4 protein-coding genes are annotated in these 1,422 nt (G+C 65.0%); all 4 read left to right on the plus strand.

Annotation, left to right across the window (positions count from 1 at the left end; all coding sequences use genetic code 11):
* A partial coding sequence (locus HMPREF3086_RS19775; RefSeq protein WP_141764041.1) for a helix-turn-helix domain-containing protein occupies positions 1 to 144 on the plus strand: 144 nt, incomplete at its 5' end.
* Between the two features lie 67 nt (positions 145 to 211).
* The gene (locus tag HMPREF3086_RS09285) at positions 212 to 490 is read left to right on the plus strand and encodes a putative quinol monooxygenase (protein ID WP_070721519.1); all 279 of its coding nucleotides are present in this window, start codon (positions 212 to 214) and stop codon (positions 488 to 490) included.
* Positions 491 to 496: 6 nt separating this feature from the next.
* Positions 497 to 742, plus strand: a complete 246-nt coding sequence (locus tag HMPREF3086_RS09290) for a hypothetical protein (RefSeq protein WP_141764042.1) — start codon at positions 497 to 499, stop codon at positions 740 to 742.
* Between the two features lie 124 nt (positions 743 to 866).
* The coding region (locus HMPREF3086_RS09295; protein ID WP_141764043.1) for a hypothetical protein at positions 867 to 1,422 on the plus strand (556 nt) is incomplete at its 3' end.

Consider the following 1,422-nt stretch of genomic DNA (forward strand, 5'->3'; position numbering starts at 1 on the left):
GGACGCAAACGCGTCCTGACTGACGAGCAGGTCGACAAGGCCCGGGCCCGCATCGAGGCGGGGGAGGGGCCGTCAGCGATCGCTCGAGATTTCGGAGTAGGCCGCTCCACCCTGTATCGCGCCCTCCAGCACCGCGCACAGTAACCGCAGATGGTCGGCCCGTTGCGCTGTTCAAGGGCGTGCCTCGTGAGAGGTAGCCGATACTGGACCTGTGACCGAAGTTCATCTGAAGGGCCGATTGGTGTGTCGCGACGAGAACGAAGCCGCTCTTGTCGACACCCACTTGCCACGTCATGTCGAGCTGACGCGGGCTGAGCAGGGCTGCAGGTCATTCTCGGTGACCCCGACCGAGGACTGTCTGGTGTGGGGCGTCGAGGAGGTTTTCGACGACGCCGCTTCGTTCCGCAGGCATCAGGAGCGGGTTCGCGGCAGTGAGTGGGGGACAGTCATCGCACGCATCGAGCGCGACTACTACATCACGGGGCTCTGACTCGAGATGACTACTTTCGCCGTAGACAGTGCGGATGCAGTGATCCCGCTGGCCTTGGACGTCGTATGGCTCCTCGCCGCCCTGGTGTGGTTGCTGATTCCGGTCGCGATCGCCGTCGCTGAACGGCGCCGCGAAGCGCCGTGGCCCGAGACGTTCCTATGGTTCATGGTGCCGTTCTGCCTGCCCGTTGTGGGGCTGATCATCTGGGCCTTCTACCGGGCCGTCGAGGCGAGGCGGGCGACCTCGCGGTGAGCATCGCGATCCCGGCTGCGCTGCGTGAGTACGGATCGGTGCTCACTGGCGCACGGTCGCCCGGCGGGGGACTGTCGGCGTGACCGGATGGGTGCCATGCGGAGCCGAGGGACGTATCGCAGCGTTGCTCGAGGCCCAGACCGTCAGCGCGGTTCGAGACCTCTTCCCCTGCGGGGTGCGGATCCTGTGTCCGATCACGCGCCGCGCGGGACGCGACGTGGCCGGGTGGTGTTCATGGCGTGAGCTCGCAGAAAAGGTGGGCGGCGAGTATCCGCCTCGTCATGGATTGACGGCAGTGATCGACAGCGCCATCTCACCGGACTTGGCGACGGATGTGGACCGTCTGGTTGGGTGCAGTGCGCGTCCTGCCATCGAGATCGCGCAGCGCTTTTCTCGCACCGCGTCTTGTCAGGAGTGGAAGGCGGCGATCTGGACGGTGTGGGGTGATCCGATCGGAGACCCCGAGGACACGCGCATCATCAATATCGTGGACGACAGCGCTTATGGCAGCGACTACGACTACCAGCTGGTGGCGGTCTCGCCCGCTGATCTCACGGACCCGTTGCTCTATCCCGAACCGTCCTTCCTGTGGTCCGAGGGCGAGACACTGTTCGTCGAGGTTCAACCCGAGACAGGATGGATTGAGGTCTACTCGACAAGGCCGGATCTGGTCGAGGAGG

The sequence above is a fragment of the Dietzia sp. HMSC21D01 genome, assembly GCF_001815995.1.
Lineage (GTDB): Bacteria > Actinomycetota > Actinomycetes > Mycobacteriales > Mycobacteriaceae > Dietzia > Dietzia cinnamea.